This is a genomic window from Plantactinospora sp. CA-290183, assembly GCF_050936375.1.
Taxonomy (GTDB): domain Bacteria; phylum Actinomycetota; class Actinomycetes; order Mycobacteriales; family Micromonosporaceae; genus Plantactinospora.
Window position 1 is genome coordinate 67,322 of record NZ_JBNJMX010000011.1, and the last position, 23,448, is coordinate 90,769.

At 74.9% G+C, this 23,448-nt stretch carries 20 protein-coding genes and 1 pseudogene; 11 read left to right on the forward strand and 10 right to left on the reverse strand.

Annotated features, from left to right (window positions below):
* Positions 1-133: 133 nt before the first annotated feature.
* Entirely contained in the window at positions 134-2,092 is a 1,959-nt protein-coding gene (asnB, locus tag ACQEUR_RS17810; protein WP_433032121.1) for an asparagine synthase (glutamine-hydrolyzing), read from the forward strand.
* Between the two features lie 112 nt (positions 2,093-2,204).
* Here the strand turns inward: asnB and ACQEUR_RS17815 are convergent, their stop codons facing one another.
* Positions 2,205-3,278 (reverse strand): lytic polysaccharide monooxygenase auxiliary activity family 9 protein, encoded by a 1,074-nt coding sequence (locus ACQEUR_RS17815; RefSeq protein ID WP_433032124.1) that lies wholly within the window; start codon positions 3,276-3,278, stop codon positions 2,205-2,207.
* Positions 3,279-3,642: 364 nt separating this feature from the next.
* Between ACQEUR_RS17815 and ACQEUR_RS17820 the strand changes: the two genes are divergently transcribed.
* Positions 3,643-4,581 (forward strand): carbohydrate kinase family protein, encoded by a 939-nt coding sequence (locus ACQEUR_RS17820; RefSeq protein WP_433032127.1) that lies wholly within the window; start codon positions 3,643-3,645, stop codon positions 4,579-4,581.
* 155 nt (positions 4,582-4,736) lie between these two features.
* Here ACQEUR_RS17820 and ACQEUR_RS17825 read toward each other — a convergent pair whose 3' ends face one another.
* Positions 4,737-5,567, reverse strand: a complete 831-nt coding sequence (locus ACQEUR_RS17825; RefSeq protein WP_433032130.1) for an MBL fold metallo-hydrolase — start codon at positions 5,565-5,567, stop codon at positions 4,737-4,739.
* Positions 5,564-5,986, reverse strand: coding sequence for a thioesterase family protein (locus tag ACQEUR_RS17830; protein WP_433032220.1), 423 nt, complete (start codon positions 5,984-5,986; stop codon positions 5,564-5,566). The genes ACQEUR_RS17825 and ACQEUR_RS17830 overlap by 4 nt, the downstream gene beginning before the upstream one ends.
* 409 nt (positions 5,987-6,395) lie before the next feature.
* Between ACQEUR_RS17830 and ACQEUR_RS17835 the strand changes: the two genes are divergently transcribed.
* Positions 6,396-7,712 (forward strand): S8 family peptidase, encoded by a 1,317-nt coding sequence (locus ACQEUR_RS17835; RefSeq protein WP_433032133.1) that lies wholly within the window; start codon positions 6,396-6,398, stop codon positions 7,710-7,712.
* Positions 7,713-7,787: 75 nt separating this feature from the next.
* On the opposite strand, the pseudogene ACQEUR_RS17840 reads toward ACQEUR_RS17835, so the two are convergent.
* A pseudogene (locus ACQEUR_RS17840) lies at positions 7,788-8,027 on the reverse strand (helix-turn-helix domain-containing protein); the annotation flags it as partial.
* A 292-nt stretch (positions 8,028-8,319) separates the two neighbouring features.
* On the opposite strand from ACQEUR_RS17840, the gene ACQEUR_RS17845 reads away from it, so the two are divergent.
* The 4 genes from ACQEUR_RS17845 (at position 8,320) to ACQEUR_RS17860 (ending at position 13,638) form a co-directional block, all read left to right on the forward strand.
* Positions 8,320-8,904 carry an RNA polymerase sigma factor gene (locus ACQEUR_RS17845; protein WP_433032135.1) on the forward strand — a complete coding sequence of 195 codons (585 nt, stop codon included), beginning with the start codon at positions 8,320-8,322 and terminating at the stop codon, positions 8,902-8,904.
* A complete protein-coding gene (locus ACQEUR_RS17850) occupies positions 8,901-9,395 on the forward strand; it encodes a hypothetical protein (protein WP_433032138.1) in 495 nt (164 codons plus the stop codon). Before ACQEUR_RS17845 ends, ACQEUR_RS17850 begins: the two co-directional genes overlap by 4 nt.
* A gap of 79 nt (positions 9,396-9,474) precedes the next feature.
* The gene (locus ACQEUR_RS17855) at positions 9,475-12,459 is read left to right on the forward strand and encodes a CHAT domain-containing protein (protein WP_433032141.1); all 2,985 of its coding nucleotides are present in this window, start codon (positions 9,475-9,477) and stop codon (positions 12,457-12,459) included.
* Positions 12,460-12,561: 102 nt separating this feature from the next.
* On the forward strand, positions 12,562-13,638 hold the full coding sequence (locus tag ACQEUR_RS17860) for a phosphatase PAP2 family protein (RefSeq protein WP_433032144.1): 1,077 nt from the start codon (positions 12,562-12,564) through the stop codon (positions 13,636-13,638).
* Here ACQEUR_RS17860 and ACQEUR_RS17865 read toward each other — a convergent pair.
* The 3 genes from ACQEUR_RS17865 to ACQEUR_RS17875 are packed head-to-tail and all read right to left on the reverse strand — an operon-like array spanning position 13,622 to position 15,790.
* Positions 13,622-14,995: a PH domain-containing protein gene (locus ACQEUR_RS17865; RefSeq protein WP_433032147.1), complete on the reverse strand. Its 1,374-nt coding sequence runs from the start codon at positions 14,993-14,995 to the stop codon at positions 13,622-13,624. The genes ACQEUR_RS17860 and ACQEUR_RS17865 overlap by 17 nt on opposite strands.
* Positions 14,992-15,537, reverse strand: coding sequence for a PH domain-containing protein (locus tag ACQEUR_RS17870; protein ID WP_433032150.1), 546 nt, complete (start codon positions 15,535-15,537; stop codon positions 14,992-14,994). The genes ACQEUR_RS17865 and ACQEUR_RS17870 overlap by 4 nt, the downstream gene beginning before the upstream one ends.
* A gap of 22 nt (positions 15,538-15,559) precedes the next feature.
* Complete coding sequence (locus ACQEUR_RS17875; RefSeq protein ID WP_433032153.1) at positions 15,560-15,790, reverse strand: hypothetical protein; 231 nt, start codon at positions 15,788-15,790, stop codon at positions 15,560-15,562.
* A gap of 320 nt (positions 15,791-16,110) precedes the next feature.
* Here ACQEUR_RS17875 and ACQEUR_RS17880 point away from each other — a divergent pair, with 320 nt between their 5' ends.
* The 4 genes from ACQEUR_RS17880 (at position 16,111) to ACQEUR_RS17895 (ending at position 20,471) form a co-directional block, all read left to right on the forward strand.
* Positions 16,111-17,229 (forward strand): AAA family ATPase, encoded by a 1,119-nt coding sequence (locus tag ACQEUR_RS17880; RefSeq protein WP_433032155.1) that lies wholly within the window; start codon positions 16,111-16,113, stop codon positions 17,227-17,229.
* Positions 17,226-18,197 (forward strand): DUF58 domain-containing protein, encoded by a 972-nt coding sequence (locus tag ACQEUR_RS17885; RefSeq protein WP_433032158.1) that lies wholly within the window; start codon positions 17,226-17,228, stop codon positions 18,195-18,197. Before ACQEUR_RS17880 ends, ACQEUR_RS17885 begins: the two co-directional genes overlap by 4 nt.
* Positions 18,194-19,144, forward strand: a complete 951-nt coding sequence (locus ACQEUR_RS17890) for a VWA domain-containing protein (RefSeq protein ID WP_433032161.1) — start codon at positions 18,194-18,196, stop codon at positions 19,142-19,144. The genes ACQEUR_RS17885 and ACQEUR_RS17890 overlap by 4 nt, the downstream gene beginning before the upstream one ends.
* 646 nt (positions 19,145-19,790) lie before the next feature.
* Complete coding sequence (locus tag ACQEUR_RS17895) at positions 19,791-20,471, forward strand: hypothetical protein (protein ID WP_433032164.1); 681 nt, start codon at positions 19,791-19,793, stop codon at positions 20,469-20,471.
* On the opposite strand, the gene ACQEUR_RS17900 is transcribed toward ACQEUR_RS17895, so the two are convergent.
* The 3 genes from ACQEUR_RS17900 to ACQEUR_RS17910 all read right to left on the reverse strand — a co-directional run bounded on the left by ACQEUR_RS17900 (position 20,447) and on the right by ACQEUR_RS17910 (position 23,439).
* Positions 20,447-21,742 (reverse strand): acyltransferase family protein, encoded by a 1,296-nt coding sequence (locus ACQEUR_RS17900; protein ID WP_433032167.1) that lies wholly within the window; start codon positions 21,740-21,742, stop codon positions 20,447-20,449. The two genes, ACQEUR_RS17895 and ACQEUR_RS17900, sit on opposite strands and share 25 nt — an antisense overlap.
* Positions 21,739-22,671 carry an alpha/beta hydrolase gene (locus ACQEUR_RS17905; protein WP_433032170.1) on the reverse strand — a complete coding sequence of 311 codons (933 nt, stop codon included), beginning with the start codon at positions 22,669-22,671 and terminating at the stop codon, positions 21,739-21,741. The genes ACQEUR_RS17900 and ACQEUR_RS17905 overlap by 4 nt, the downstream gene beginning before the upstream one ends.
* A gap of 102 nt (positions 22,672-22,773) precedes the next feature.
* Positions 22,774-23,439 carry a response regulator gene (locus ACQEUR_RS17910; RefSeq protein WP_433032173.1) on the reverse strand — a complete coding sequence of 222 codons (666 nt, stop codon included), beginning with the start codon at positions 23,437-23,439 and terminating at the stop codon, positions 22,774-22,776.
* Between the last annotated feature and the right edge of the window lie 9 nt (positions 23,440-23,448).

Sequence of the window (23,448 nt, forward strand, 5' to 3'; positions counted from 1 at the left end):
GTTCCGACCGTACCTCGCCGGGGGCCGCCGACACGACCTCCGGGCAGGCCTGCGACGGTACCGTGCCAGCGGCGGCGGTGCTGTCGCGGCGGTGCCGGCACGCGGGGCAGGCCCGCGTGGAAAGATGACCGCCATGTGCGGACTCCTGGCCTTTTTCAGCGCGCACGGCAACGCCGGCGCGCATCGAGACGCTCTGGCCGGCGCGTTGGAATGCCTGCACCACCGAGGGCCGGACGAGACCGGCGTCGAAGTGATCGGTACCCCGGACGGGTACGCCGACGCCGTCTTCGCCCACAAGCGGTTGTCGATCATCGACGTGGCGCTCAGCCACGAGCCGCTGCCGTACGCGGGTGGCCGCTACCTGTTGACCTTCAACGGCGAGATCTACAACTACATCGAGCTGCGCGAGGAGTTGGCCCGCACCTACGGGGCGCAGTTCGCGACCCAGGGCGACGGCGAGGTGATCGTCGCCGGCTTCCACTACTGGGGCGAGCAGGTGCTCACCCGGCTGCGCGGGATGTTCTCCTTCGTGATCTGGGACCGGCAGGAGCGGCGGGCCTTCGGCGCCCGGGACTACTTCGGGATCAAGCCGCTGCACTACCTCCAGACCCGCGACGGGGTCTACCTGGCGTCGGAGAAGAAGGCGCTGCTGCCGTTCGCGCCCTCGGCGCACGCCGGCGACGCGGGGGTGGACACCGCGAGCCTCTCCCACTACCTCACCCTGCAGTACGTCCCGGAGCCCGGCACCCTGCACCAGGGGATCAAGCGGATCGGGTCGGGGGAGTACCTGACCTGGTCGCCGGGCGGTCAGATCGAGGTGCGCCGCTGGTACCGGCCGGTGTTCCGGCCCGCCCCGGTCAGCGACGAGCAGAAGCTCTACCACAGCATCCGGGAGACGCTGCGGGAGAGCGTACGGATGCACATGCGCGCCGACGTGCCGGTCGGGGCGTTCCTGTCCAGCGGCATCGACTCGACCGCCGTGGTGGCGCTGGCCCGGGAGTTCAACCCGAACATCCTGACCTTCACGGTCGGCTACGACGTACCCGGCTACTCCGAGATCGAGGTGGCCCAGGAGTCGGCCCGGCACCTGGAGGTCACCACCATCCCGACGAAGATCGGGCCGCAGGACATGATCGAGGCGCTGCCCAAGATCGTGTGGCACCTGGACGACCCGGTGGCCGACCCGGCCCTGGTGCCGCTCTACTTCGTCGCCAAGAAGGCCGCCGAGCACGTCACGGTGGTGCTCTCCGGTGAGGGCGCGGACGAGTTCTTCGGCGGCTACACGATCTACCGGGAGCCGCTCTCGCTCGGCGCGGTCAACGGGCTGCCCGGCGGCGTGCAGAAGGGCCTGCGCGCGGTCTCCAAGGCGATCCCGCAGGGGGTCAAGGGCAAGAGCTTCCTGGAGCGCGGCACCACCCCGATCGAGGAGCGCTACTACGGCAACGCGCGGATGTTCACCGAGGAGGAGAAGCAGCAGCTGCTGCGCCGCTACGACCCCTCGGTGCGCTACACCGACGTCACCGCGCCGATCTACGCCGAGTGCACCGAGCTGGACGACGTCACCAAGATGCAGTACGTCGACCTCTACACCTGGCTGCGCGGCGACATCCTGGTGAAGGCCGACCGGATCTCCATGGCGCACTCGCTGGAGGTGCGGGTGCCGTTCCTGGACCGGGAGGTCTTCGAGATCGCCGCCGGGATCCCGGTGGACCTGAAGCTGCCGCCGCGCTCCGACGCCACCAAGTACGCGATGCGGCAGGCGTTGCAGGGCGTGGTGCCGCCGGCCATCGTCAACCGGCGCAAGCTGGGCTTCCCGACCCCGACCCGGGTCTGGCTGCGCGGCGAGATGTACGAGTGGGCCCGGCACATCTTCTCCATCTCCGGCGCCGGGGAGCTGCTGGACCTGTCGTACGCGATGCGGCTGCTGGAGGAGCACAAGCGGGAGGAGGCCGACCACTCCCGCAAGGTCTGGACGGTGCTGATCTTCTGCATCTGGCACGCGATCTTCGTCGCCCGCACGCTCGACCCGGGCATCCAGCGCAACCAGTCGGCCCTGCTCACCAAGCCCGTCGTCGGCTCGATGGTCTACTGAAGTGTAAGGAAGGGCCCCTTCTTATCGCTTTTTGTATAGGAAGGGCCCCCTCCTAACACCCGCGGACGGGCCCGGCGCCGGGCGGCGCCGGGCCCGTCGTGCGCGGTGAGGGCTACGAACTGGTGCAGGTCAGCGCCGGTACCGCGTTGGTGCCGGTGGCGCTGCCGGTGAAGCCGAACGTGGCGCTCGCCCCGGGGGCCAGGTTTCCGTTGTGGCCGGAACTGCGGACCGTCACCGAGCTTCCGCTCTGGGTGAAGGAGGCGTTCCACAGGCTGCCGATCGTCTGGCCGTTGGCCCAGGTCCACTGGGTGGTCCAGCCGCTCAGCGCGGAGGTCCCGGAGTTAGTGACCGTCACCTCGGCCTGGAAGCCACCGCTCCAGTTACCGGTGAGCCGGTACGCGGCGGCGCAGCCGGCCGAGCCGCCCGGCGGGGTCGTCGGCGGGTTGCCCGGCGGCGTGGTGGGCGGGTTTCCCGGGTTGGCACCCGAGCCGATCCCGGTCACCTCGCCGTTGCCGCCGTCGAAGACCACGTCGGAGCAGCCGAAGAAGTTCTCCTGGCTGTCCGAGCGGACCCACCGGGAGTAGATGATGTGCTTCCCGCTCTTGCCGGTGGGCAGCCGGCCGCTGAAGTAGTAGTGGCCCTCCTCGCTGCCGACCGCGCCGCTCTGCGGCGGGTTGGTGACGGTCAGGAACGGCTCTTCCAGGTCGCTCCAGGCCAGCGCCCGGGTCGGGCTCCAACTGTCCTTCGTCACGTAGAAGTAGAACGTGCCGGGGTGGTGGGCCCAGTTGCTGTACTTGAAGCTGAAGTTCCCGCCGGCGGTCAGGTGGGTCAACGGCCAGTCGTTGCGGGCCAGGTTGAAGCCGCTGAAGCTGCTGTTGCCGCCGCTGCAGAGCTGGCCGTCCGGCACGAAACCGGTGGTCCGGCCGCCCGCGTCCGAGCGGAGCACGCTGAACCAGTTGTACAGCGTGTTGGCGCCGCTCTGAGCGACGGCCGCCGCGCAGGCCGGGTTCTGCGGGATGATCTGCCCGGTCGGGCTCTTCCCGTCCTTGTAGCAGAGGAAGGTACGGCTGCCCGGCGCCATGGCGGCGCCGTGCGCGGCGGCGGGAGCGGAAGTGACCACCGTGATGGCACCGGCGGCGAGCGCGGCCGCGGCGCCGAGCACCGCGATCCTGCGAAGACGTTTCACCGAGGTTCTCCTTAGTGGGGCGGTGCCGCAGCGGAACTTCCCGACGCTGCGGAGAGGGTGCGAAGAGGCTGCGGTGGGCCCGCGAGTACGGGCGCCGCAGCCGGAGGATGGTCGCGAGATCGGAGGTCCGCCCTCAACGGGGGTGGTGGGCTGGAAGCGGTGGAGGGCAGCCGGCGACCCGGTGCACAGTCCGATCACGGATGTGTGCCCCACGCGTGACCCTGCCGGCACCCGGCACAGCGCGTCAGCCCCCGCGCTGGCTCGGTACCGTTATCGCACCACGGATCAGGGGCGCGCGCAATAGGCGAAGCTCGATGTCAGGGTACCTGTCTCCGGTGACGCCCGGACCGGGCATGCTGGCGGCATGGGATACGCGGTGGTGCTCGGCGAGGCACTGGTCGACCTGCTGGACGGCGAGTGCGCGGGGGAACGGGTCTACCGGCAGGCGGTCGGCGGTGCGCCGCTCAACGTCGCCGTGGGTGCGGCCCGGCTCGGCGCGACGGTGGAGTTCGTCGGGTCGCTCGGCGACGACGTCCTCGCCGGCCGGATCCGCGAACTGCTCACCACCAGCGGGGTGGGCCAGCGCGCGGTGCTGACGACCGGGGCGCCGACCACCCTCGGGGTGGTCACCTTCGCCGGGGCCGAGCCGGACTTCCGGTTCTACGGGACGCCGCCGTCCTACGGGCTGCTCGGTCCCGACGATCTCGACGTACCCCTGATCGAGGGTGCGGCCGTGCTCTATGCCGGCTCGATCGCGCTGCTCTGCCCGCCGGTGCTCGCCGCCACCCGCCGAGCCTGGGCGCTGGCCACCGGTCGGCGGGTCTTCGACCCCAACGTACGGCCCCGGCTGCTGGCCGATGCCGCCGCGCGGGTCGAGCTGCGGGAGGTGGTGGCCGAGTTCGCCGCCTCCGCCGACCTGGTGAAGCTGAGCACCGCCGACGCGGAGGTGCTCTACGGCGACGGGTCGCCCGAGGCGGCGGCGGGACGCCTGCGCGACCTGGGCGCCAGTACGGTCGTGGTGACCTGCGGGGCGCGCGGGGCGCTGGTCGCGGCGGGGACGGACGGGGATCCGGTGTCGGTCCCCGCGCCGGCGGTCGAGGCGGTCGACGCGACCGGGGCGGGGGACTCGGTGATGGCGGCGCTCATCGCCGACCTGCTCGCCGACGGCCCGCCGGCCGACCTGGAAGGCTGGCGCCAGCGGGTCGGCTTCGCGGTCCGGGTGGCCGGGCTGGTCTGCGAGTCGCGCGGCGGCGCGGTCGCGATGCCCACCCGCGCCGACGTGGCCCGCCGCTTCCCCACCTGAGCCCGCCGCCTCCGGCGGGCGCCGCCGGCCGCCCCCGACCGTAGCCCGCCGCCTCCGCCGGCCGCTCCCCGACCGGAGCCCGCCGCCGGGGCGCCGCCAGCCCGCCGCCGGCCGGAGCCCGCCGCTACCGTGCCGGTCCGGCGGTCACCGGTCGCTCACACGCCGTTGGTCAGCTCGGCGTACCCGCGCTGCACGGCGGTCAGCGCCGCCTCCGGGGTGAACGGGGCGCACTCGGCGACCCGCTCGACCAGCGACCTGTTCCGGTGCCCGTCCCGGATCAGCCACCCGAGCGTGACCAGCGACTCGTGCTGGGCACGGACGAAGTCGGGCCCGACCACCGAGCCGTGCCCCGGTACCACCGCGGTGTCCGGGGTGATCAGGCGCAGCATCTGGTCCAGCGTCTCCGCCCACTCCAGCGGGTAGCCGTCGTCGAAGGCCAGCGGCCCGCTCTCCTCGACCAGGTCACCGACGACCAGCACCTGGGCGTCGGGCACGTGCACCACCAGGTCGCCGTCGGTGTGCCCCCGCCCGAGGTGGCGCAGCGTCACCGGTCGCCCGCCAAGGTCCAGGATGGTTTCCCGCTGTACCACGTGGGTGGGCGCCAGCAGCGGCGTCCGGGCCAGTTCGGCGGCCAGTTCGGGGGCGCTGGGCAGCATCTCCTCGTACGCCTGCCGGCGCACCAGCTGGGGACGCTCCCGCAGCAGCGCGACGGCCGCCTCGTGCGCGTAGACCGGCCGGGGCGGGTCGCCGGCGATCGTGGCGTTGCCGAAGCAGTGGTCGAAGTGGTGGTGGGTGTTGACCACGGTCAACGGGGCCGGGGTGACCGCCCGGGCGGCGGCGACCAGCTCGGCGGCCTGACCGGCGGTGGAGAGGGTGTCCACCACCAGCGCCTCGCCGTCGCCGACCACGAGGGTCACGTTGACGTCGAGCATCGGCTGCCGGAGCAGGTACACCCGGTCGGCGATCTCGGTGAAGACGGTGCTCATGACGGCCGCAGGGCCCGTTCCACGAAGCGGTGCCGGTCGACCAGGGCCCGCTCGACCCGGCCGTCCGCGATCGTGGTCGTCCCCTCGGTCACGGTCACCTCGAAGAGCAGCCGCCGTCCGTCGACCTTGGCCAGCCGGGCCTGGGCCACGACCGTCCGGCCGACCGGGGTCGGCACCCGGTGGTCCAGCTCCACCCGTCGCCCGACGGTGGTCATCCCGGCCGGCAGCACGGTCGCGGTCGCCGCCACGGTCGCCGCCTCGGCGAGGGCGAGAACCCGGGGCGTACCCAGCACCGGTACGTCACCCGAGCCGACCGCCTGCGCCGTGTCCGCCTCGGTGACGACCAGCTCGACCTGGTTGGTCAGGCCGGGGGAGAAGCCGGCCTCGGACCGCCGCTCCTCGGGTGACTCCTGCCGCACCGGCTGCTCCTGTTCCACGCGTCGTCGCCGTCCCGTGGGCCGTTCGTGCCCCACGGGTGGGTACTGCTCCATGCCGCAGAGCCTAGGCGGTCGGGACCGCGCCGCACGTCTGACGCACCCGGCCGCTGGCCTGGTGATTCTCCCGCTGGTCGGCGGGCGGCCGCCGTGCTGGCCGCTGGCGACCCGCCCGGTCGAGCACCAGGACGGCCGGGGCGGGCTCGGCCGACCCTGCGGCCCGCCGCGCCGCCTCAGGGCTAGCCATGATGTGCCCACCGGTCGCCGTCCGTCAGGCTGGCGTGAGCACGGCACCATGGGCGGGCAACCACCTCAGCTGGCCGGTCCAGGTACCGGCACGCATCCAGGAGCACCGGACGAACACGGGATTCATCGCCTCAGACAAGGAGCGGTCATGCATCCAGATGGCGAATGGGAGCCGGAGCGGGCGGCATCACCGGTGACCCGCGGCGACGACGGCTGGTACCGCCCGGACAATCTGCTCGTCGACGTCGGGTTGGTGCCCGAACTGCCGGATCTGCTGGCCGGGCTCGGGGTCTCGGCCGAACCGCACGTCTACGGCCGGAACGACGACTGGCGGGGCCGGTCCCGCGGTCCCGTCTACGAGAACCTCAACGGGCGGCTGGCCGCGCAGGGGCTGCCCACCCGGCTCTGGGTGGTCAACGAGCGCCGCGCCGAGCTGCACCAGATCGTCCGGGAGCTGCGGGCGCGCGGTGCCGGCGTACACCTGAACCACGTCTTCTTCGGCGAGGACATCTATCACGGTGGCCCGGACGGTCCACCGGCGGCGGAGCCCGGCCCGGCGATCGCGGCGACGTCCAGCGCGCCGGCCAACGGTCGGGCGCACCTGGCCGTGCTCGACACCCCGATGCCGGAGAACTGGGCGAGCCTGCACACGTGGCTCGCGTCGGAGATCGTCTACCGGCACCCGGTGAACACCAGCATCGGCAGCCCGGTCGACGAGAACGGGGACGACAAGCTCGACGCCCAGGCCGGCCACGGGCTGTTCATCTGCGGGCTGGTCAGTCGGGTCGCCCGGGGCGTGGGCAAGGAGGTCGGCGCGGTACTGCACGCGACCGGCGAGGGCGAGGAGGCCCTCATCGCGGCCACCCTCGCCGAGACCCGGGCCCCGGTGGTCAATCTCTCCCTCGGTGGCTACACCGACGGGGACGAGACGCCGACCACCCTGGCCAGTGCGGTACGGCGGGTGCTCCGTGCCGGCCGGGTGGTGGTCGCCGCGGCGGGCAACACCGGCCGGCGGCCGGAGTACGCCGGCCGGAAGTTCTGGCCGGCCGCCCTCGACGGGGTGATCGCCGTCGGCGCGTGCGACACCACCGGCGGCGCGCCCGAGCCGGCGGACTTCAGCGCCCGGGAACCCTGGGTGAACGTCCACGCCCCGGGCCGGGACGTGGTCAGCTACTACCTCGACACCTGGCCGGACACCCAGGGGCGCCGGTTCACCGGCGCGGCCCGGTGGAGCGGTACCTCGTTCGCGGCGCCACTGGTCGCCGCCGAGATCGCCCGCCGGGTGGCCAGCGCCGGGGAGGGGGTGCGGCCGGCCGACCTCGCCGCCGCGTTCCTGGACGAACTGCCGTATCCGCACTGGGCCCCGAACGGGCCCGCCCGGCTGTTCGTTCCGAAGAACCCGGACGGCACCGGTGCGGCCCTCGACCTCACCCGGTGGCCGTCGGCGCGGCTCGCCGGGCGCTGAGTGGACGGACGGTGCGGCGGCCCGCCCGGGAACGGGCGGGCCGGTGGCCACCCCGGCAGGGGTGGCCACCGGAACTCACCGCGCGGCCGACTCCGCCGTGCCGCGCAGATAGGCCAGCGCGGCCAGCACTCGCCGGTGAGTGTCGGGCGCGGGGGCGAGGTCGAGCCGGGTGAAGATGTTGCGTACGTGTGCCTCGACGGTCTTCGGCGCCAGGTAGAGGATCTCGCAGATGGCCTGGTTGGACAGTCCCTCGGCGATCAGCGCCAGCACCTCGCGTTCCCGGACGCTCAGGCTCGCGAGCGGGTCGCGTCGACGGCCGGAGCGGTGCAGCGGCGGCAAGTGGCCGTTCGAGCGGCTGGTGAGCATCGTGCTCGGCCTCCTGGTTGTGGGATGACGAGAAGGGGATGAACCTCGGTGTCCCTTGGTGGAGGCGGGCCGGCGCCGGCCTGATACAGGGTGACGGTCACATTTCCGACACGCTCCTGCCGGTTTGTGGGCATCGGCCGGACCGGACCGGAAACTACTTACGTCGCACCGGCTCGACTACCTAAGCTGGGCGGATCCAGTGCCGCCCACTGACGGCGGCCGATGGCACGGAGGGATCGAGGTGGCGGCGGACCTCGATGTGGATCTGACGGCGTTGCTGGCCGCCGCGCGCGACGGCGACCAGGCGGCCTGGGACGCGCTGGTCACCCGGTACACCCCACTGCTCTGGTCGATCGCCCGGGGCTATCGGCTGGACACCGCCGACGCCGCGGACGCGGTGCAGCTCACCTGGCTGCGTCTGGTGGAATGGCTCGGCCGGATCGACGATCCCGAGCGGCTGCCGAGCTGGCTGTCCACCACCGTACGGCGGGAGTGCCTGCACCTGCTCCGCCGGCGCGAGCAGCCGACCGGGGTGGACGACCTGCTCGCCGACCTGCCCGCCGACACCCCGCCGATCGACTCGGGGCTGCTGCTCACCGAGCGGGACGCGGCGCTCTGGCGCGCGTTGGAGGCGCTCCCGGCGGCCTGCCAACGACTGTTGCGGGCCCTGACGGTCTCGCCACCCCCGTCGTACGCGGCGGTTGCGGCGGCGTTGGGCATGCCGGTCGGCAGCATCGGCCCGGCCCGGCAGCGCTGTCTCGGCCGGCTGCGTCAGGTGCTGCGCGGCGAGGGCCTGCTGGACGCGGAACCGGGAGGGCGACGATGAGCGACGACGAGACGTACCCGGTGCCGGCCGACGACGACCTGCTGATGGCGGAACTGCGCCGGATCGCGCGGTCGGCCGATCCGCCGCCGGAGCTGGTCCTGGCAACCGGCCGGTCGGCGCTGTCGACACTGCGGCTGGACGAGGAGCTGGCCGAGCTGGTCGCCGACTCCGAGGTGACGCCGGGGCAGCTCGTCCGGGGCGACGAGACGATCCGGCTGCTCTCCTTCGAGTACGGGTCCGTCCAGATCGAACTCCAGATCGAGACGCCGCCGGAGTCGACCGGACCGTCCCGCTCTGCCGGTCGCACCCTGCGCGGCCTGGTCACCGGCGCGTCCGGTGCGGTCGGAGTGGAAACGCCCGAGGGGGAGCGCGGCGCCGTGCTGGACGCCCAGGGCTGGTTCGGGATGCCGGAGCTGCCGCCCGGCCCGCTGCGGGTGCGGGTCACGATCGCCGACGGCACCCCGGTACGGACCGGGTGGATCTCCGGGTGAGCGGACGGGTGCGGCCCGGTGACCCGCTGTGGCGGGCCCGGCGGTGACCCGCGCGACGCTGCCACCGGACAGTTCCGCCGTGCCGGTGCCGGCGGGCGGGCCGGGTCCGGTGCCGGCCGCCCGGCCGTCGGAGGAACTCGGCGGGCCGGCGCCGGCCCGGGACCCGGAGGCGGCGCTGGCGCACGCCGGCACGGTGCTGGCCGAGGTCGGCCGGGACCCGCGTCGGGCGCTCGCGCTCGCCGACGACCTGATCCGGGAGACCGACCCCGGCGCCCCGGACGAGCGGCGGGGATCCGGCCGGTACGCCGCCGCCCGGGCCGTCGCGCACCGGGCCGCCGCGCTGGCGCTGCGCGAGATCGGCGACCTGGCCGCCGCCGAGCGCCGGGCCCGGGCCGCGGTGCGCGAGGCCGCCGACGCCGGACCGAGGTGGCGCCGGCGGAGGCCGGCCGGGCGCGCCGACCCGGAGCCGCCCACCGCCGACTCGGCCGCCCCACCGCCCGGCGACCGGGTCGCCCCACCGCCCGGCGACCCGGCCGCCCAACCGCCGCCTTGCGACCCGGCCGAGGAGGCACCGGACCAGGGCGTCCAGGCCGGCGCCGAGGCGCGGATGACCCTGGCGTTCATCCTGCTCGACCGGGGGCGATCGCGAGCCGCGCTGGCCCAGGCCGACCGGGCAGCGGCGACCCTGCGCGGGCTGCCCGCGACCCGGCTCGCCGGGCAGCGGGCGCTGATCCTGCAACGGACCGGGCGCCTGGACGAGGCGCTGGCGGCGTACGCCGAGGTGATCCCCACGCTGCGGCGGGCCGGAGACGCACTCTGGGAGGCCCGCGCCCGCAACAACCGGGGACTGCTGTACGGACACCGGGGCGACCTCCGGGCGGCCGAGGCGGACCTGGTCCGGGCCAGCCAGCTCTACGCGGAACTCGGAATGGACCGGTTCGCCGCCGACGCGCAGTGGAACCTTGCGACGGTGGCCGCGCGGCGCGGGGACGCCTCGACCGCGCTGGCCAGCTACGAACGGGCCGAGGCGGCGCATCCGCGCAACGAGGCCCCGCGACCCCACCTGCTGCTCAACCGCTGCCAGGTCCTGCTCTGGGTCGGGCTGACCGCCGAAGCGCTGCGTACCGCCGCCGGTGCCGCGGCGGCGCTGCGGGCGGCCGGGCGCGAGGCCGACCTGGCGGAGTGCCAGCTCGTGCTCGCCGAGGCGGCGGCGGCGGACGGGCAGCCGGTCCGGGCCGCCCGGGAGGCCGAGGCGGCCCGGGTGATGTTCGCCCGGCAGGCCCGTCCCGGCTGGGCGCTGCTGGCCCAGTTGGTGGCGCTGCGGGCCGCCGACGCCGGTGGCGCCGTCACCGGACGGCGGGGCGGGCCTGGGATGCCCACCGGCCGGGAACTGGTCCGGGCGGCCGAGCGCTGCGCCGACGCCCTCGCCGCGGCGGGCTGGCCGCTGGCGGCGTACGACGCCCGGCTGGTCGCCGCCCGGGCCGCGCTGGCCCTCGGCGAGCTGGCGGTGGCGGACCAGCAACTGGCCCGGGCCGGCCGGGCGCGGGACGCCGGGGCGCTGGAGCTGCGGGTGCGCTGGTGGCACACGCAGGCGGCTCGCCGACTGGCCGACGGGGACCGGCGGGGTGCGCTCGCCGCGCTCCGCGCGGGTCTCCGGCTCGTCGAGCAGGCCCAGGCGGTGCTGGGGGCCACCGAGATGCGCGTGCACGTGGCCGCGTTCGGCGCCGAACTCGCGGCGGAGGGGTTCAACCTGGTGGTCGGATCCGGCGATCCGGTCCGGGTGCTCGCCTGGGCCGAGCGGTGGCGGGCCCGCGCCCTGCGGCTGCGCCCGGTTCGCCCGCCGGACGAGCCCGAACTCGCCGCCGCGCTGGCCGAACTGCGCCGGATCACGGCGGCGCGGTCGATCGGCGCCGACACCGGGACGGCCGAGGTGCCGAGCGCGGCGCGGGCGGCGGCGGCGGAGCTGGCGGTGGTCCGGCTCAGCCGCACCGCGCGGAGCCCGCTGCACCGCCCCGGAGCGCCGCCGCCGCACCGGGCCACCCTCGTCGCGGCACTGGGCGACGCGGTGCTGGTGGAGTACGTCCGGCACCACGGCCGGCTGCTCGCGGTGACGATCGGTGCGACCGGCTGCCGGCTCCGGGACGTCGCCGCGCCGGCCGCGGTCACGGTTCAGGTGGAGGCCGCGCACTTCGCGCTGCGCCGGCTGGCCCACGGCTTCGGCACCGTGCAGGGGCTGGACCGGGTGCGGGCCGCCGCCCTCGCCGCGGGCCGGGCGCTGGATGCGATGCTGCTCGACCCGGTGCGGGCCGAGATCGGGGACCGCCCCCTGGTCATCGTCCCCACCGGCGAGCTGCACTCGGTGCCGTGGGGACTGCTGCCCGGCCTGGTCCGGCGGCCGATCACGGTGGCGCCGTCGGCGGCGGTCTGGTTGCGCGCCGTCCGGGCCGCGGCCCCGCCGGCACCGGGTGGCCGGGACGCGGTGGGGGCGGCGGGCCGGGACGGCACGGGCGGCGGCCCCGCCGTCTTCGTCGCCGGCCCCGGCCTGCCGGCGGCCCGGCGCGAGGTCGCGGAGCTGAGCCGGTCGTACCCGCGGGCCCGGCTGCTCGACGGTGCCGGGGCCACGGTGCCGGCCGTACTGTCGGCGATGGACGGGGCGGCGCTGGCCCATCTCGCCGCGCACGGGCTGCTGCGGGTCGACAACCCGCTGTTCTCCGCGCTGCGGCTCACCGACGGTCCGCTGACCGTGTACGACCTGGAACGGTTGGACGCGGCACCCCGTACCGTCGTCCTGCCCGCCTGCCAGTCCGGGGTCGCCGCCGTGCGGGCCGGGGACGAGTTGCTCGGGCTCTCCTCGGCGCTGCTCGCGCTCGGCACCCGCACCGTGGTGGCGACCGCGGTGGCGGTGCCCGACGCCGCCACCGAAACGCTGATGCGGGCCTTCCACGCCGGGTTGCGCCGGGGCGCCGAGCCGGCCGTGGCGCTCGCGGCGGCCCGGGCGGCCGCCGATCCGGAGGACCCCGCCCAGCTCACGGCCGCGGCCGGGTTCGTCTGCCTCGGCGCCTGAGCCGCGCCGGGGACCCCGGTCCGGCGGCTGGCGGGACCGCCCGACGCTCCGGCATCGTCCCTCCCACAACTCGCTATTGGTGCGCCGTTAACCTGGACGGCGATGCTCGGTACCGTCACAGAAACCTCGCCCACCCCGCCACCCGGTCCCGCGTCCCCGGACGCGCCGCGCCGCCGGCGGTTCGTCGCCATGTCCATCTGGTCGGTGGCCTTCGTCGCCGGCTGGCTGCTGATCGGGCTTCCCACCGATCCGCTCTACGCCTTCGCCTGGCTCTGGGCCGCCACCATCGCCTGGCACAGCGACCGGCCGTGGCGCTCCCACCTGCGCTTCGTCCGGGACTGGCTGCCGGTGGTGGTGCTGTTGGCCGCCTACAACCTGTCCCGCGGCTTCGCCGACAACGGGGCGACCCCGCACGCGGTGGAGCTGATCGCCGCCGACCGCTGGATGTTCGGCTGGGCCATGGACGGCCAGGTGCCGACCGTCTGGTTGCAGCAGCGCCTCTACGACCCGGCCGGCATCCACTGGTGGGACGTGATCGTCAGCTGGGTCTACTTCTCGCACTTCGTGGTGGCCCTGACCGCCGCGGTGGTGCTCTGGCTGCGCGAGCGGGCCCGCTGGGCGGCGTTCATGCGCCGCTGGGCGTTCCTCTGCGCCAGCGGGCTGGTGACCTACTTCCTCTACCCGGCGGCGCCCCCGTGGTGGGCCGCCCAGTACGGGATGCTGGAGGAGGTCGCCCGGATCTCCACCCGCGGGTGGAAGGAGTTCGGCATGCATGGGGCCGGCAACCTGCTCAACGCCGGCCAGATCGCCTCCAACCCGGTCGCCGCGATGCCGTCGCTGCACACCGCGTTCGCGCTCTTCGTCGTCGTCTTCTTCCTGCGCGAGACTCGGCGGCGCTGGTGGCCGCTGCTGTTGAGCTACCCGCTGGCGATGACCTTCACGCTGGTCTACTCCGGTGAGCACTACGTGATCGACGTGCTGGTCGGCTGGGCGTACGTCGGGCTGACCTTCCTCGCCGTCGGGCTCGGCGAGCGGTGGTGGGCGGCGCGGAAGGCCCGGCGGCGGTCGGCGGGACCCGAGGCGGCGGCGGAACCGGCGCCGGGACCGGATCCGGACGACTCCGACCCCGGCACGTCGTCGGGGCCCGGGCCGGAGAAGGCGCTCAGCGTCGGCCGCTGATCCGGGCGGCCCGGGCCCGGGCGGTGAGCTCCGCCGCCAGGGCCCACGCCTCGTGCACGTCGCGGTCCACGGCCGAGGCACCCCGGCCGCCCGCCGTGTCGGCGTGCACGGTGGCCAGCCGCAGCCGGCGCTGCAACGGCCCCTGCACCACCCGTACGCTCTGGATCCGCGCGTACGGCACGACGACGAGTTCGCGGGTCAGCAGCCCGGAACGCACCGCGAAGACCCGCGCCGACAGGCCGGCCCCGAGCGCCGGTTGGGACAGCGGATGCACCCAGCGGGCCCGGGACGGCGGCGGGGTCAGCACACCGGTGATCGACACTCCGGGCAACACCTCGGCCATGATCATCTGGGCGGTGGCCAGGTCACCGACCGGCAGCAGCCGGTCCGGGTGGGCCCGCTCGTCCAGCTCGCCGACGGAGTAGCCGGCCACCGAGAGGCGCAGCCGCAGCCACCCCTTCATCCGCCAGAGCAGCGGCCAGGTCGCCACGATCGCCTGCAACCGGTCCAGCGGCACGGTCTGGGCGCGCGTCTCCACCAGCCCGTGCCGGACCCGCAGCGCCGCGTCGTCGCGGTCCAGCCGGAACCCCCAGTCGTCCAGGACCCGCCGGATCGGCTGGAGCACCACCCCGGCCATCGCGGTGAGCGTGCTGGCCACCGCGATGAACGACCAGGAATCCTCGGAGAAGAACTGGACCAGCACGAAGGCGACGCCGAACGGCAGCAGGAACGCCTGCGGGGTGAGGAGCTGGCTGACCAGCAGGTCCCGGTTCGACACCGTGTGCAGGTGACGGCCGGCGGGGGGCAACGTCTCCGGTCCGGCCGGCGCCGGCAGGCCCGGGACCTCCGCCGCCCCCTCCCCGGGCGGTACCGCCCCTTCCTGGAGGGTCGTCCCGGCCCGGGGCGCCCGGCCGGCGAGCGCCAGCAGACGCTCACGCAACGCCACCGCGTCGGCCACCGTGACGTACGCCAGCGGCGCCTCCGTCTTGCCGCCGCCGACCACCTCCAGGCGCAGTTCGGCGAGCCCGCTGAGCTGGGCCAGCAGGGGGCGTACCACCTCCACCGACTGCAACCGCTCCAGCGGGATCGCCCGGGTACGCCGCCAGAGCAGCCCCTCGTGGATCCGCAGTTCCCGGCCGACCACGTGGTAGCCGGTGTTGTACCAACTCACCACCGACAGCGCCAGGGCGCCGAGCATCAGCACCGCGACCAGCACCGCGAACCAGCCGAGCCCGACCCGGGAGAGTGTCGACCAGGAGAGTGCCGCGACGATGACCACCAGCGACTTCGCGCCCTGCAACAGCGGGCTCAGCGGGTGCAGCCGCCGGCGCGGTTCGGTGGCCTCGTCGCCGGTCACAGCCCCTCCGCCCGGTCCTCACCGAGCGCGGTGAGCCGGTCCCGCAGCCGGGCGGCCTCGGCGGGACGCAGGCCGGGGACCCGGGCGTCGCTCGCCGCCGCGGCGGTGTGCAACTGCACGGTGGCCAGGTTGAACGCCCGCTCCAGCGGACCGGCGGTGACGTCGACGAACTGCATCCGGGCGTAGGGCACGATCGACAGCCGCCGGACCAGCAGGCCGTGCCGGACCAGCAGGTCGTTGTCGCGCTCGGCGTAGCCCCAGGCGCGTACCGCCCGCACGATCACGGTCAGCCGCCAGACGGTCAGCAGGACGGCCAGGCCGAGCCCGAGGCCGAACCCCCAGTCGCCGGTGAGGGCCAGGCCGACCACCAGGGCGACCACCACCACCAGCATCAGCATGCCCAGCCGCAGGGCCTCGACCCAGATCAGGTCCCGGGACACCGGCTGCCACCGCACGGTCTCCGGCCACGGCTCCAGCGGATCCGTCGGACCGGTCGCCGGCCCGGGTGCGGCGGACCCGCTCACGTCGTCGTCCTGTCCCATACGCCGCCGCCTCGCTTCGCGCTCACGTGTCGAGCGTAGGCGATCCGTCGGCCGGCGCGATCTCACGCAGGAACCCGCGCGCGCCGAGGAAGTCGCCGAGGGACTCCCGGTGCGGGGTGCAGGCGAGCCAGGTCTTGCGCCGCTCCGGGGGATGCAGGCGGGGATTGTTCCAGCGCAGCGCCCAGACCGCCGCCGCCCGGCAACCCCGGGCCGAGCAGACCCGGACCGGATCGATGGGGGGTGCGTCGCTCACGGCGGGAGTCTACGGCGCGTGGGTGCCCACAGGGCGCGAGGGCGCCCGGGAGATGAGGACCGCCGGGCGGCCACGGGGGGAGCCGCCCGGCGATCGCTGCATCCTACACACGGAAAACCCCTCTATGTCTACCCGGCGCGGCGGATTCCCCGGATCACGGCGGTGCCGGAACGGATCACCGGGCGCCGGAACGGGTCCACCGGGCCGCCGGGGCCGGAAATCGGGTTCTCCCTTCGCGGTCCGTGAGGTGGACGTGCGAGAGTTGGGACGGCGGCACCTCGCCGACGTTCGTTGCTACGTGACCCCGCTGTGGAGGACCGGTGGCCCAGCCGACCACGCCCGACGCCCCTACTGGAACCGACGTCGGGGGAGGCGGACCCGCCCCGGGCACGACCACCCCGGCCGAGGACGCCACCCTGGTCGAACGCGCGCTGTTCGAGGTCAAGCGGGTGATCGTCGGGCAGGACCGGATGGTGGAGCGGATGTTCGTCGCGCTGCTCGCCCGCGGCCACTGCCTGCTGGAGGGCGTACCCGGGGTGGCCAAGACGCTCGCGGTGGAGACCCTCGCCCGGGTCGTCGGCGGCACCTTCGCCCGGATCCAGTTCACCCCGGACCTGGTCCCGGCCGACATCGTCGGCACCCGGATCTACCGGCAGTCCAGCGAGAAGTTCGACGTGGAGCTCGGCCCGGTCTTCGTCAACTTCCTGCTCGCCGACGAGATCAACCGGGCACCGGCCAAGGTGCAGTCCGCGCTGCTGGAGGTGATGTCCGAACGGCAGGTGTCGATCGGTGGGCAGACCCACCCGGTGCCGAACCCGTTCCTGGTGATGGCCACCCAGAACCCGATCGAGCAGGAGGGTGTCTATCCGCTGCCCGAGGCGCAGCGGGACCGGTTCCTGATGAAGATCGTGGTCGGCTACCCGACCGACACCGAGGAACGCGAGATCGTCTACCGGATGGGGGTCAGCCCGCCGGAGCCGTCGTCGATCTTCACCCCGGTCGAACTCGTCGCCCTGCAACAGAAGGCCGACCGGGTCTTCGTGCACAACGCGCTGGTCGACTACGCCGTACGACTGGTGCTCGCCACCCGGAGCCCGGCGGAGCACGGCATGCCGGACGTCGCCCAGCTCATCCAGTACGGCGCCAGCCCGCGCGCGTCGCTCGGCATCGTCCGGGCCACCCGGGCGCTCGCCCTGCTGCGCGGCCGCGACTACGCGCTGCCCCAGGACGTGCAGGACATCGCGCCGGACATCCTGCGCCACCGGCTGGTGCTCAGCTACGACGCGCTGGCCGACGACATCCCCGCCGACCACGTCGTCGACCGGGTGATGGCGACGATCCCGCTGCCCTCGGTCGCGCCCCGGCAGGACGCCACGCCGAACGGTGCCGGGTCGCCTCCGCCGCTGGGCGGCACCTGGCCGGGGCGCCCGCCGGCATGACCGGAGGCACGGCGACCAACGCCGGTTCGGCGCGGGCGGAGGCGGTGCTGTCCCGGCTGCAACTGCTGGTGACCCGCAAGCTGGACGGGTTGCTGCAGGGCGACTACGTCGGGCTGCTGCCGGGGCCGGGCAGCGAGGCGGGGGAGTCCCGGGAGTACCGCCCCGGCGACGACGTACGCCGGATGGACTGGCCGGTCACCGCCCGGACCACCGTTCCGCACGTGCGGCGTACGGTCGCGGACCGGGAGCTGGAGACCTGGCTGGCGGTGGACCTCTCGGCCAGCCTCGACTTCGGCACCGGCCGGTGGCTCAAGCGCGACCTGGTGGTCGCCGCCGTGGCCGCGGTCGCCCACCTGACGGTACGGGGCGGCAACCGGATCGGCGCCGTGGTGGGCAGCGGCGGCACCGGCGCCCCCCGGTACACCGGTCCGGGGTTGACCACGACCGGCCCGGACCTGCTGCGGCTGCCGGCCCGGCCGGGCCGCAAGGAGGCCCAGGGGCTGCTGCGCACCGTCGCCCGGATGCCGGTGCGGCCCGGCCGCAGCGACCTGGGTGCCCTGGTCGACGCGCTGAACCGGCCGCCCCGGCGGCGCGGGATGGCCGTGGTGATCTCCGACTTCCTCGCCCCGCCGGAGCAGTGGGGCCGCCCGATGCGCAAGCTCGGGGTCCGGCACGAGGTACTCGCCATCGAGGTCGTCGACCCGCGCGAGCTGGAGCTGCCCGACGTCGGGGTGCTCGCGGTCGTCGACCCGGAGACCGGTGAGCTGCACGAGGTGCAGACCGCCAACCCGAAACTGCGGCGCCGCTACGCGGCCGCGGCCGCCGCCCAGCGCGCCGCGATCGCCCACGAGCTGCGCTCCGCCGGCGCGGCCCACCTGCGGCTGCGCACCGATTCCGACTGGCTGCTGGACATGGTGCGGTTCGTCGCGGCCCAGCGACACGCCCGGACCAGAGGGACGACACGATGATCCGTTTTCTGCAACCGTGGTGGCTGCTGGCGGTCCTGCCGGTGCTCGCGCTCGCCGGGGCGTACGTCTGGCGTCAGCTGCACCGCCGCACGTACGCGCTGCGTTTCACCAACGTCGAGCTGCTGCGTACGCTCGCGCCGAAGGGGCTGGGCTGGCGCCGGCACGCCGCCGCCACCACCCTGCTGCTCAGCCTGCTCATCCTGTCCACCGCGATGGCCCGCCCGTCGGTGGACACCAAGGAGCCGCTGGAACGGGCCACCATCATGCTCGCCATCGACGTGTCGCTGTCGATGGAGGCCGACGACGTGACGCCGAACCGGCTGGAGGCGGCGCAGGAGGCGGCCAAGCAGTTCGTCGCCGAGCTGCCGCCGAGCTACAACCTGGGGCTGGTGGCCTTCGCCAAGTCCGCCAACGTGCTGGTGCCGCCGACCAAGGACCGCCCGGCGGTCACCCAGGCCATCGAGGGGCTGGTACTGGCCGAGGCGACCGCCACCGGCGAGGCGGTCTTCACCTGCCTGGAGGCGATCCGAGCGGTGCCGGCCGACGGCGCCCAGGGCATCCCGCCGGCCCGGATCGTGCTGCTCTCCGACGGGTTCCGCACGGCCGGGCGGTCGGTGGAGGAGGCGGGCGCCGCGGCGCAGGCCGCCAACGTGCCCGTATCGACCATCGCCTTCGGTACCGACTCGGGTCAGGTCGACATCGGCGGGCAGGTGCAGCGGGTCCCGGTGGACCGGCTCGCGCTCGCCGAGCTGGCCGAGACCACCCAGGGCTTCTTCTACGAGGCCGCCTCGGTGAGCGAGCTGAAGCAGGTGTACCAGGACATGGGGAGTTCGATCGGGTTCCGTACCGAAGCCCGGGAGGTCACCCAGTGGTACGCCGGCATCGCGCTGCTCCTGGCGATCTGCGCGGCGGCGATGAGTCTGATCTGGACCTCCCGGCTGGTGTGAGCCGGGGGTTCGTGGTCAGCGGGGGTCGTGGTCAGGAGGGGGTCGCGCCGACCAGGACGAAGACCACCACGACCCACGCCGCGGCGAGGGTGAAGCCCAGCGGGGCTACGTAACGGCTCATGACTCTGCTCTCCGGTGGCGACTGAGACGCCCCGGGCCGGGCAAAACCGGCCGGTGGGCGTACGGGGATCAGCGGGCGCACACGAAGTCGTGACCGGGCGCTCCACAGGGGCCTCGACGGGTGTGACCGTCGGGAGGCGTCCCGCGACCGCTCTCCCGGGCGATGCCGGGGTGCGCGGTGCGGTGTGGAGCGGAGCTGGGTCAGTCGGCGGGAGCAGTCACTGGCTCAGGCGAACTGACCATCGGCCCGGCCACGACTGGGAGGATCGCTATCTCGCACAGCGATCACCTCCACATGTCGACCGGGCCGGAACCGTCGATGATGCTACACCCGGCCCGTGTTCTGCGGCGAATTGCCTGGTGGAGGGCCGGATGCGGCCGATCGGCCACCGGGCGGGTGCGCCGCCGGCCCGACCCGGCCGCGGTACGGACCGACGGCGCGCAGGGCTGCACTCCGGCGCGGTCAGGTGCCAGGATGCGAGGGGTAGGGATCCGGCGAGCTGGTCGAGGAGGTGTCGAGTCCCCGATGAGCATCTTCGATCACATCGACCGCGCTCTCGCCGGCCTCTGCCCGTGCGGAGCCCCGCCCGCCGAAGGCTCCGCCTACTGCTCAGACGACTGCCGGCCGGCCCGACCCGGCCTCGACGACGAGCGGCATCTCCGTGGCGCGATGCGGTGGCGGCCCGCCCCGGTCGCCGCCGACGACGACCCGGACCGCACCGACCCGGCGACCCCCGGCACCGCGCTTCCCGGGGCGGCGGCGCCCGTCCCGGCTTCCCGCCGCGACGCCCACGCGTTCCCGTGGCGCCGCGCCTGCTGGCGGTGCGGCCGGCACGGCGTACCGCTGGCGGGCGAACGGGTGGTCCCCGGGCCGGCCCGGTCCAGCACGCCGGACGCGGCGACCGGCCCGGACACCGGAGGCACCGAACCCTGCCAGCTCTGCGAACACTGCCGGACGCCGTTCCCCGGTCCGGTGCTGACGCCGGTGGTCGAGCAGCACGGCCGGCACACGGTGCTCCGGCTCAGCTACCTGCGGGGCGGCGAGCGGTACACCCGCAGCGCCTTCGTCACCGGACGGGACCTGGCGGCGGCCGAGGACCCGTCGTCGCTGTTGCAGGCCTCCTGGGACCGGCTCGAAGCCTTCCTGTTCGACCGGATCGCGGCACCCCGGAACCCGCCACCTCATCCCCGACCCGGACACCCCTGAGCTGGGGCCGCTGCCGGCCCGGATTCGACGGCCCGGGGCCGGGCGAGGACGGCGAGCACCAGCGCCAGCAGCGGGAGCCAACCGAGCCGCGCGGCCAGCCAGACCGGTCCGTCGGGGGCCGAGTGCAGCCCCGGCACCACGGGCGTACCGGCCAGCCGCCCGCCGAGCGCGGCGAGGGTGGTGACGCCGACCAGCACGCTCTGGTGCCACAGGTAGACGCCGATGGCCGCCGAGTTGAGCCGGCGCACCGGTCGCCACCAGCGGGGCCGGGCCAGCAGGCGGGCCAGTGCGGGGCGGACCAGCAACGCGGCACCGACCTGGGCCAGGGCCAGCGCCACCGCGAACAGCGACGGCGGGTCCAGGTTGGACCGGCCGTCCCCGGGGACCCCCACGGCGCTGGCCGGATAACCGGCGCAGAACACGAGCACGCCCATCGCGGCGGCCCCGCCCAGCATCAGCCACCACCCGTCCCGGCGGCTGCCGAACCGCCCGCCGGCGGTCGCGACGCCGAGCAGGTACGGCAGCAGCCAGCCGGCGAGGACGGCGAGCGGGGTCCGCCAGCCGGCGCTGCCCGGCAGGGCGTACCCGGCGAGGTCGCCCAGTGCGACCAGGGCCAGCACCGCCGCCGCCGGCCGGACCGGGCCGTACCGTCGGCACAGCCGGACGAGTGGCCCGGTCAGGGCGGTCAGGACGACCAGTGGCAGCAGGAACCAGAGTGGACTGACCACCAGCGTGGCGACGCTGCGCAGCGTCGCGCCCGGCATTCCGACCAGCGCCGCCCCGGCCAGCAGCGCCGCCCAGCAGCCGAGGAGCGCGCCGACCGGCGTGGCCAACCGGCTCAGCCGGCGCCACAGCCAGCCCGCCCCGCCGGCACCGGGCCGCCTGCCGGTACCGGCGGTACCACCGGTACCGGACGGACCGGCGGTACGGCGCCGGCGGGCGGTGTCGAGGGACCGGGCGCCGGCGTAGCCGCTGACGAAGAAGAACAGTCCCAGGGTCTGGAGGAACCAGGTGGCCGGTGCCAGTGCCGGCATGGCGCCCAGTGGGCTCGCCAGCCGCAGCCCGCCGTCGGACCCCGGCACCAGCGCGGTCACCAGCCAGTGCCCGAACACCACACCGCCGATCGCGTACGCCCGCAGGCCGTCGATGCTCCGATCCCGGCCTTCGGCGCCGTGAGCCCGGCCTCCGGGGTTCGGATGCCGGGCCGCCACCACCGGCCCCCGACCCTCGACGGTGGCGCCACCGCCGGGCGCCGTCGCCGGGGCGCTCACCGGGCGCCCGCCGACGCCGGCCCGGTCACCGGGGCGGGCCGGCCCAGGGTGAGCGCGGCCACCGCGCGCAGGGTCCCGCTGCCCGGCACCAGGTAGCCGTCGTGTCCGGTCACCCCGTCCACGGGTAGCGGGCGCGCACCGAAGCCCGGGGCGGACGGGCGGACGCCGTGCCCGTGCCCGAGCAGCCGCGCCGGGGGTAACCAGCGGACCCAGTCGTCCGGCGCCTCGGCGGCCCACACCGTCGCCCCGGTGCGCAGGCCGGCCCGGTCGGCGGCGCCCATCCCGACCCCGGCCAGCGCGACCAGGTTGGTCACCTGCCCGGGTAACGCGGGTGCGGCCAACCCGACGACCAGCGCGCCGTAACTGTGCCCGACCAGGGTCACGGTCGTCCGCGGCCGGTGCCGGACCAGCAGCCGTACCAGCTGGGTCAGGGCCCGGGCGCCGGCGCGGGCGCTCGCCTCGCGGGCCGCCGCCGGTCCGAGCCCGTTCGGCGGGTCGTAGCCCAGCCAGGCCAGCACCGCCACCCCGGCACCCGGATCCGCCGCGCGGGCCTCGGCGTGGAGCGCCCGGGCCTGTACCGCCGGGGCGCGCCGGGTAACCCCGCCCAGCCCCCGGTCGAAGTCCCGCAGCGTGCTGTCCACCCCCGGCACCAGCACCGCGATCCGGTCGGCCCGGTCGAGGTCGCCCAGCACCTCGACCGCGAAGCCGTCCCCGCCCGGGTCGAAGACCAGGAAGGAACGTCCGGAGTCGGCCCAACCGGCGTACGGCTGCCCGGCGGCGCGCATCGTGGAGGCGACGTACGGGTAGGCCGCGGTGAACCGGTCCGGCGGCGCCGGTGGTGTGCTCGCCCGGCCGGGTGGCGGCGGTACGAGCAGGCCCAGCGCCAGCAGGCCCGCCACCGCGCCGCGTACCGGTGGTCGTCGTGTCATCCGTCCTCGGCTCCTCCCGGTCGATCAGGGAGGCAAGGATGCGGCGCCGGCCGGCCCCGGGTCGTCAACCCGGGGAGTGGTCCCCGACGGGCTACCCGGGGACTACTCGCCCGCCGCCACCAGCCCCGTCTCGTACGCGACGACGACGGCCTGGGCCCGGTCGCGCAGGTCGAGCTTGGCCAGGATCCGCCCGACATGGGTCTTGACGGTCTGTTCGGCGACGACCAGGTCGGCGGCGATCTCGGTGTTGGAGCGCCCCCGCGCGATCAACCGCAGCACCTCGGTCTCCCGTGGGGTGAGCGCGGCCAGCGAGGTCGGCCGGGGCCGGTCCCGGCCCGGACGGGCGGCGAACTCGGCGATCAGTCGCCGGGTGACCGCGGGGGCGAGCAGGGCGTCACCGGCCGCGACGACCCGGACCGCGTGCACCAGGTCGGCGGCGGGGGCGTCCTTGAGCAGGAAGCCGCTCGCCCCGGCCCGCAGCGCCTCGTAGACGTAGTCGTCGAGGTCGAACGTGGTGAGGATCAGCACCCGGGGCCGGTCGCTGCCCGGCCGGTCGCCGAGGAGCCGGCGGGTGGCGGCCAACCCGTCGAGCACCGGCATCCGGACGTCCATCAGCACCACGTCCGGGTCCAGTCGCCGGGTCTCGGTGACCGCGTCGGCGCCGTTGGCCGCGTCGCCGACCACCAGCAGGTCGGGCTGGGCGGCCAGCAGCGCGCCGAATCCCTGCCGCACCATCGCCTGGTCGTCGGCGATCAGCACCCGGATCACCGGCGGTAC

Excerpts from the sequence above, each read along its gene's own strand:
- ACQEUR_RS17885 (WP_433032158.1), top strand. The coding sequence starts at position 17,226 with ATGACCGGAGGCACGGCGACCAACGCCGGTTCGGCGCGGGCGGAGGCG.
- ACQEUR_RS17895 (WP_433032164.1), top strand. The coding sequence starts at position 19,791 with ATGAGCATCTTCGATCACATCGACCGCGCTCTCGCCGGCCTCTGCCCG.
- ACQEUR_RS17860 (WP_433032144.1), top strand. The coding sequence starts at position 12,562 with ATGCTCGGTACCGTCACAGAAACCTCGCCCACCCCGCCACCCGGTCCC.
- asnB (WP_433032121.1), top strand. The coding sequence starts at position 134 with ATGTGCGGACTCCTGGCCTTTTTCAGCGCGCACGGCAACGCCGGCGCG.
- ACQEUR_RS17835 (WP_433032133.1), top strand. The coding sequence starts at position 6,396 with ATGCATCCAGATGGCGAATGGGAGCCGGAGCGGGCGGCATCACCGGTG.
- ACQEUR_RS17820 (WP_433032127.1), top strand. The coding sequence starts at position 3,643 with ATGGGATACGCGGTGGTGCTCGGCGAGGCACTGGTCGACCTGCTGGAC.
- ACQEUR_RS17825 (WP_433032130.1), bottom strand. The coding sequence starts at position 5,567 with ATGAGCACCGTCTTCACCGAGATCGCCGACCGGGTGTACCTGCTCCGG.
- ACQEUR_RS17870 (WP_433032150.1), bottom strand. The coding sequence starts at position 15,537 with ATGGGACAGGACGACGACGTGAGCGGGTCCGCCGCACCCGGGCCGGCG.
- ACQEUR_RS17890 (WP_433032161.1), top strand. The coding sequence starts at position 18,194 with ATGATCCGTTTTCTGCAACCGTGGTGGCTGCTGGCGGTCCTGCCGGTG.
- ACQEUR_RS17850 (WP_433032138.1), top strand. The coding sequence starts at position 8,901 with ATGAGCGACGACGAGACGTACCCGGTGCCGGCCGACGACGACCTGCTG.
- ACQEUR_RS17905 (WP_433032170.1), bottom strand. The coding sequence starts at position 22,671 with ATGACACGACGACCACCGGTACGCGGCGCGGTGGCGGGCCTGCTGGCG.